6 protein-coding genes are annotated in these 6,695 nt (G+C 60.0%); 2 read left to right on the top strand and 4 right to left on the bottom strand.

Translation table 11 applies throughout. The features are described from left to right. Positions 1–274: 274 nt before the first annotated feature. Together BQ17_RS08940 and BQ17_RS08935 are read right to left on the bottom strand one after the other, a co-directional pair. Positions 275–1,681 carry a cbb3-type cytochrome c oxidase subunit I gene (locus tag BQ17_RS08940; protein ID WP_089726282.1) on the bottom strand — a complete coding sequence of 469 codons (1,407 nt, stop codon included), beginning with the start codon at positions 1,679–1,681 and terminating at the stop codon, positions 275–277. A gap of 23 nt (positions 1,682–1,704) precedes the next feature. Next, entirely contained in the window at positions 1,705–2,157 is a 453-nt protein-coding gene (locus tag BQ17_RS08935) for a c-type cytochrome (RefSeq protein ID WP_089726280.1), read from the bottom strand. A 158-nt stretch (positions 2,158–2,315) separates the two neighbouring features. Between BQ17_RS08935 and BQ17_RS08930 the strand changes: the two genes are divergently transcribed. Both BQ17_RS08930 and BQ17_RS08925 read left to right on the top strand, forming a co-directional pair. Further along, positions 2,316–3,047 carry a Crp/Fnr family transcriptional regulator gene (locus BQ17_RS08930; RefSeq protein ID WP_089726279.1) on the top strand — a complete coding sequence of 244 codons (732 nt, stop codon included), beginning with the start codon at positions 2,316–2,318 and terminating at the stop codon, positions 3,045–3,047. Between the two features lie 263 nt (positions 3,048–3,310). Next, the gene (locus tag BQ17_RS08925) at positions 3,311–4,975 is read left to right on the top strand and encodes a cytochrome D1 domain-containing protein (RefSeq protein ID WP_218068188.1); all 1,665 of its coding nucleotides are present in this window, start codon (positions 3,311–3,313) and stop codon (positions 4,973–4,975) included. Positions 4,976–5,137: 162 nt separating this feature from the next. Here the strand turns inward: BQ17_RS08925 and BQ17_RS08920 are convergent, their stop codons facing one another. Together BQ17_RS08920 and BQ17_RS08915 are read right to left on the bottom strand one after the other, a co-directional pair. Then, positions 5,138–5,647 carry a hypothetical protein gene (locus BQ17_RS08920; RefSeq protein ID WP_141699186.1) on the bottom strand — a complete coding sequence of 170 codons (510 nt, stop codon included), beginning with the start codon at positions 5,645–5,647 and terminating at the stop codon, positions 5,138–5,140. A gap of 181 nt (positions 5,648–5,828) precedes the next feature. Further along, positions 5,829–6,695: Rpn family recombination-promoting nuclease/putative transposase (locus tag BQ17_RS08915; RefSeq protein ID WP_089726273.1), on the bottom strand; the 867-nt coding region annotated here is incomplete at its 5' end.

Genomic DNA, 6,695 nt, shown 5'->3' with positions numbered 1-6,695 from the left:
ATTATAGAATACCTGTGTAGCAGCTAAAGCCTTGCACTAAAGTGCATAGTTTTGGACTAGCGGGCTGGGACAATAAACGCAAATCGTCGCAAAAGATCACATTACCTTTTCTGTCCGCAGATTACGCAGATTCTCACAGATTGTTTCGTTTTTAATCTGTGGAAATCTGCGTAATCTGCGGATAAAGAGGGAAATGTTGGGCACGCCGCCATCCCTGACGGCTTTGCCCAACTACGCACTATCGGGCACTCCCTGTGCCCGTGGAGAGGGACGATCAGGCCGAGGCGGCGGCTTCGCTGCTCACAGCCGGCTCTTTTGCGTCTTTGGCGGCGGCGAAGAAGCTCCAGATGTAGACCACCAGTCCGATCAGGAACACCACGCCTGCGAGCTCACGCAGCCAGTAGAAGAGCGCGACCTTGTCCTGCACCACCATGAACTGCTGGGGAGCCTCGTTGAAGCGCTGCAGATAGACCTGCAGGATTCCCGCCGCAGTGAGGAACAGGGTGATGAAGACCATGGACACGGCCATCAGCCAAAAACTCCACATCTCCAGCACCTGGGAACGCATGCTGTTGGCCTCGCGGCCGTTCAGCAACGGCATGGCGTAGGAAATGATGGTCAGGCTGATCAGGACGTAGGCGCCGAAGAAGGCCAAGTGCCCGTGGGCCGCGGTGATCTGGGTGCCGTGGGTATAGAAGTTGATCGGTGCCAGGGTATGCAGGAAACCCCAAACGCCCGCGCCGAGGAAGGCCATCACGGCTGTGCCCAATGCCCACAGGACCGCTGCTTTGTTGGGGTGGTTGCGCCGGCGTCGGTTGACCATGTTGAAGGCGAATATGGTCATCAGGAAGAAGGGGATGGGCTCCAGCGCGGAGAAGATCGAGCCCCACCACTGCCAGTACTCGGGGGCGCCGATCCAGTAGTAGTGGTGACCGGTCCCGATAATGCCCGTGATCAGCGCCATGGCGATGATGACGTACAGCCACTTCTCGATCACCTCGCGGTCCACGCCCGTCGTCTTTATCAGTACGAAGGCGAGGATGGCGCCCAGGATCAGCTCCCATACTCCTTCCACCCACAGATGGACTACCCACCACCAATAGTACTTGTCCAGCACCAGGTTGGTGGGGTTATAAAAAGCAAACAGGAAAAATACGGCAAGTCCGGTAAGGCCGATAAGCAGCACCAGGCTCACCACCGTCTTGCGGCCCTTGAGGACGGTCAGGGCGACGTTGGCGAGAAAAGCCAGAGCTACGATCACGATGCCGACCTTGGTGATGGTGGGCTGCTCCAGGAACTCCCGGCCCATGGTGGGCAGGATGGCGTTGCCCGTCATCTTCGCCAATCCCGAATAAGGCACGAACAGGTAGCCGATAACGGTGAGGCCCGCGGCGATAAGAAAGATCCAGAACATCGCGACCGCCAGCCAGGGTGCGGCGAGCTCGCGTTCCGCCTCTTCCGGAACCAGGTAGTAGGAGGCGCCCATGAAGGCCATCAGCAGCCAGACGATGAGGGTGTTGGTGTGAACCATGCGGGCCACGTTGAAGGGGATCTCGGGGAACAGGAAGTCCCCGATGACGTACTGCAGGCCCATAATCAGACCGAACAGGATCTGGGCCACGAACAGTGCAATGGCTGCGATGAAATAGGGCTTGGCAACAGCTTGTGATTTATATTTCATGATACGTCTCCGGGTACGGCAACTCAGCCCTGGATGTTCGGCGGCCAGCCGGCCGTGTTAATCTCGGAGCTATACTTCAGAAATTCGGCGATGGCGTCGAGCTCCTCGTCGCTGAAGTTGAACTGCGGCATACTGCGGCGTCCAGCGATGCCCTCGGCGGGACGGCTCCGGATGAAGGCCTTGATGGCATCCTTGCTGTTGCCGAAGCGCACATAGACGTTGCCCAGCTCCGGGGCGAAGTAGGCCCCCTCTCCAAGCAGGCTGTGGCAACCTATGCAGTTGTTGGTCTCCCACAGCATTTTGCCGTGCGCGATCTTCTGACCGACCTCGCTCGCGGTGTCGAGCTGGTCGCGCCGGTCGCGTTCCGGCAGTGCCCTGGAGGTATCGAAGGTCAGGGCAAGGAACAGCAACAGAAAGAATAGGGAGCCACCGTAGAAGATGTTTCTCGCCATCGACTTGGTGAAGGTTTGCGGCATGGATGCGGGCCCTCCAAGCATAAAGTCTGAAAGAGTCAGTTTAATTTCCGGGGCTTTTAGGCCACCTTGACTCAGGTCAAACGGCGTTTTGAGTCCATGAGTCGCGGTGGGTCTGCCTAGGGCGCAAAACTCGTTATTCCAGTACGTTAGAGAGACGAATGGTAGAGATCGAAGAATTGCGCACCGGAGCGTTGCTTTCCGGGCTTACGGAGGAGCAACTGGTGCGGGTTGCATGCCACGCCTCGCGCCTCAGACTGGACGAGGGCCAGCTACTCTTCAGTCAGGGGGACCCAGCCGAACGCTTTTATCTGGTGCTCAAGGGTCAGGTGCGGCTGTTTCGACTCTCGCCCGAAGGTACGGAAAAGGTCATCGAGATCGTCACTCCGGGACAGACCTTCGCCGAGGCCTTGATGTTCCTGAACGCCCCTCGTTACCCGGTGTGTGCGGCAGCCCTTTGTCCGACCGAGCTCATCGGCATCGATGCCCGTGACTTTGCAAGCATGCTGCGCGATTCCGTGGACAGCTGTTTCGTCCTGCTGGGCAATCTGAGCCGGCGCCTGCGCGCTATGATCGGGGAGATTGACAATCTGGCCCTGCACACGGCGACGAGCCGCGTCGCCCGTTATTTGCTCATGAAGCTGCCCGCGGGTCGCAGGACCTTGGATCTGGGAATGCGCAAGGGGGTTCTCGCCTCTCGCCTCTCCGTCAAACCGGAGACCTTTTCACGCGTTGAAAAGAAGCTCATCGAGCTGGGCACTATCGAGGTTCAGGGTAGCCAGGTCACCATTCTCGATCAAACGGCCCTGGAGGAGATCGCAAGGCTCGGCCATTCGCAGGAGCTTACGCTGATGCCCTGTGCTTCCGCGGCGCGGCCGATTCGGGAACAGTGAAGTGATTCCCGCAACTTGCCCTCCCTGGCAACTGGATTCCGGCGTCCCAGCCGGAATGACGGCCTGCTTGTTGGTTCGCTCCCGTCTTTGATGTATGTCAAGGCTGATGCAGTGGGCGGTCTTTTACTGTGACCACGCTGTGACAACACCCTTGTCTCACAAACCCCAACGTTGCTGGGAGGATCCGAATGAACCGATTTGAACTCAAGCGTGCCGGCGGACTGCTGGCGCTTTCCGGCCTCGCCTTGGCCGTCACTGCCGCTATGGCCGAGTCACCCAAGGATGGGCACGCTGGAATGAAGAAAGAGGGGATGGCCTACGAAGGGGCCCCGGCCGCGGTCGACCCGGCGACCACGAAGGACCTGATCGGCGGCGATGGACCGGAGATGACAACCGCGGAGTTCGACCAAGCGAAGAAGCTCTTCTTCCAGCGGTGCGCAGGCTGTCACGGCGTGCTGCGTAAGGGCGCCACCGGCAAACCACTGACCACGGACAAGACCCGCCAGCTCGGCATTCCCTATCTCAAGGCCATGATCACCTACGGTTCGCCGGCAGGCATGCCCAACTGGGGCACGTCCGGGGATCTCAGCGAGACCGAGATCGACCTCATGGCCCGTTACCTTCAGCATGAGCCGCCGGTGCCACCGGAATACGGCATGCAGAAAATGAAGGAAACCTGGAAGGTCCTGGTGCCGCCGGAGCGGCGGCCGACCAAGCAGATGAACAGCCTCAAGGTGGAAAATCTGTTCTCCGTGACCTTGCGCGACGCGGGTAAGATCGCGCTCATCGACGGCGACAGCAAAGCGATCGTCACCATCATCGACACCGGCTACGCGGTCCACATTTCCCGCCTCTCCGCTTCGGGACGCTATCTGTTCGTGATCGGCCGCGACGCCAAGATCAATCTGATCGACCTGTGGATGGACCCGCCGCAGAACGTGGCCGAGATGAAGGTCGGTCTGGAGGCGCGCTCGGTGGAGACCTCCAAATTCAAGGGCATGGAAGACAAGTACGCCATTATCGGGACCTATTGGCCACCCCAGTACGTGATTATGAAGGGCGACACTCTGGAGCCGCTGAAGATCGTCTCTACCCGGGGTATGACCGTCGACACCCAAGAGTACCATCCCGAGCCGCGCGTGGCGGCTATCGTCGCTTCCCATCACCACCCGGAGTTCATTGTCAATGTCAAGGAGACTGGCAAGGTCTTGCTAGTGAACTACAAAGACTTAGACAACCTCAAGGTGACCGAGATCGCTGCTGCGCCCTTCCTGCACGATGGCGGGTGGGACGCTACTCAGCGTTACTTCCTCGCCGCCGCCAACAAGTCCAACAAAATCGCCGTGGTGGACTCCAAGGACCAGAAGCTGGCAGCCCTGATCGAGGTCGGCGCTATCCCCCACCCGGGGCGCGGCGCGAACTTCGTCGACCCCGAGCACGGTCCGGTGTGGGCTACCAGCCATCTTGGGGATAACTCCGTGGTGCTCATCGGCACCGACCCCGAGGGCCACCCCGACCAGGCCTGGAAGGTGGTGCGCAAGCTGGAGGGTCAGGGTGGCGGCTCCTTGTTCATCAAGACCCATCCCAACTCCAAGCACCTGTATGTGGATACCGCCCTCAACTCGGTCGAAAAACTGAGCCAGACGGTCGCCGTGTTCGACACCGACAACCTGAAGGCGAAGTACAAGGTGCTGCCGATCGCCGAGTGGGCCGATGTCGGCGAGGGCGCCAAGCGCGTGGTACAGCCTGAATACAACAAGGCCGGTGACGAAGTCTGGTTCTCGGTCTGGAATGCGAAGGACAAGCAGTCAGCCATCGTGATCGTGGACGACAAGACCCTGAAGCCCAAGCACGTCATCAAGGACGACCGGCTCATCACCCCGACCGGCAAGTTCAACGTCTACAACACCGTACACGATGTGTACTAGGCCGTGTTGACCTTCAGCAGGTCCACGTAGATTGGGCAAAGGTGTAGGATGTGGTGAGTGGTGGCTCCAGGGACGGGGCCACGGCGAACCGCATCAATGGATGGCCCGTGCCTAACATTCGGTGTTCCGTGTTGAGCATACCACCTGCCTGTCGGGAGGTGCCTACCTTGGGCGCGATGCCCTTTCGTAGATCCCGGAGAACATCTCTTCAAACGCAGTGAAGACGCGTTTTACCACCATTTCTGCCGAAGTGAGGTCGCCAGGCTCAAGCGCGGACTCCCACGGTTTTTCGTCCTTCCCCTCTGCGTCGGTCTTGAACATGCCATGGTCGAGCTCGGCGTCCAGGTGAGATTTGCCAAAGTAGCGCAAGCCCCGCAGCCTATTGAGCGAGCTGAGCGCTTTCGCCGTGCGGCGGAAGAAGACATGTCCCGCGCCCTCCAGGACATAAAGAAACACGATTCGATCGAGATCCGATGTGGAGCCATAGACGATCGCAACGAGCTGGAACAAGGCGATGCGGGCAGCGGCATGTGTGTCGCTGAAAAGCTCGTCCGCTCGAGGTTGAGGGAACCCGAGCCTTTCCAGGTCCTGAAGGTACCACTCCTCGTGTCCTGAATCTCCCACCTTATGCTCGGAAGCGATGGCCCGTAGCATCGGATCGCCGATCCTCATCTCGTTTTGTTCGAGGAGGTCCTGAAAAGTGAAGACCCAGAAGTAGAAGTACTGCGCGACCGACTCGATGTTAAGAGTTTTCGCGTCGAGTGCCGATAGCAGAACGTTTTGGTCGAGCTTCGCCTCAGCGCCGGGATCAGGCTTTTCCTTTCGCCCTCCCTCGAATGCTCTCGAATGTCGGTTATGGATGCTCGTCGCCGGTGGTCGACGTGGACCGTGCCTGACGCAAGACACGCAGCCAAGCGGCACCGTCGGGGCAGGAGAGGAGCGCATCGCCGAGATCCGATAGCTGCAGCGGGTCGGCAATCCCTGTCAGGAGCGGCCCGGCCTGCGTGGCGATCGCAGAACCGAAGCGATGACGGGCCTGGCGGGCGAGTAGGTGGCGCAGCTCTTGGCGGCCCTGTTCCAAGCCCTGTTCCAGGCCCTGTTCCAAGCCCTGTTCCAGGCCCTGTTCCAAGCCCTGTTCCAGGCCCTGTTCCAGACCTTGCTCCAGACCCTGCTCCAGACCCTCGCGTTTCCATTGGTCGGTCCAGCTCTCGACGCGATTGGACAACATATCATGTACCTCATGTAGATCGCTCAGTGACTCGAATTCTACGCCTGCAAGTCGCTTGGGGAGAAAGACCCGGTTGAGCCAGACGGTAAAGGCCCGCCGCAGACCGGTCTGCTCCGGTGCCTTGAGCCAGTCGACCAGAGTTCGGAGGATGGTCAGCACCTCCCCAGGCGTGCGGCTGGCTTCGAGGCGGAAGAGCGCGGCGCTCAGGTTGCGCTGCGGCAGCTTGCCCTGCTCCGCCACGCGCTGCTCGTCGATCAGGAAATACGCCTGTTGTGGCCGGTATGGGTGCAGCACGGACGGGGCCGGCTCGATCAAGTCGTCGAGTGTGCGCGCGGCATTCCAGGGGTCGGCGCCATTGTAGAGCACGATGGGGAGCACCGGCGGCAGCCGGCCGGTGCCACTGAGCTGCCGGGTGCGGATCAGGTCTTGGTAGAGAAGTCCGAGGTAGGTCTGGATACGCACCGCCATCCAGCGATCTATCGTGGATTGGAA

Origin of the sequence: Candidatus Thiosymbion oneisti, from assembly GCF_900092655.1 — a bacterium.
Taxonomy (GTDB): domain Bacteria; phylum Pseudomonadota; class Gammaproteobacteria; order Chromatiales; family Chromatiaceae; genus Thiosymbion; species Thiosymbion oneisti.
This window is presented reverse-complemented; position numbering and strand designations above follow the sequence as displayed.

What these genes read in the sequence shown, in the direction of transcription:
- BQ17_RS08920 (WP_141699186.1), bottom strand. Translation starts at nt 5,647, where the DNA reads ATGAGGATCGGCGATCCGATGCTACGGGCCATCGCTTCCGAGCATAAG.
- BQ17_RS08935 (WP_089726280.1), bottom strand. Translation starts at nt 2,157, where the DNA reads ATGCCGCAAACCTTCACCAAGTCGATGGCGAGAAACATCTTCTACGGT.
- BQ17_RS08930 (WP_089726279.1), top strand. Translation starts at nt 2,316, where the DNA reads ATGGTAGAGATCGAAGAATTGCGCACCGGAGCGTTGCTTTCCGGGCTT.
- BQ17_RS08925 (WP_218068188.1), top strand. Translation starts at nt 3,311, where the DNA reads ATGGCCGAGTCACCCAAGGATGGGCACGCTGGAATGAAGAAAGAGGGG.
- BQ17_RS08940 (WP_089726282.1), bottom strand. Translation starts at nt 1,681, where the DNA reads ATGAAATATAAATCACAAGCTGTTGCCAAGCCCTATTTCATCGCAGCC.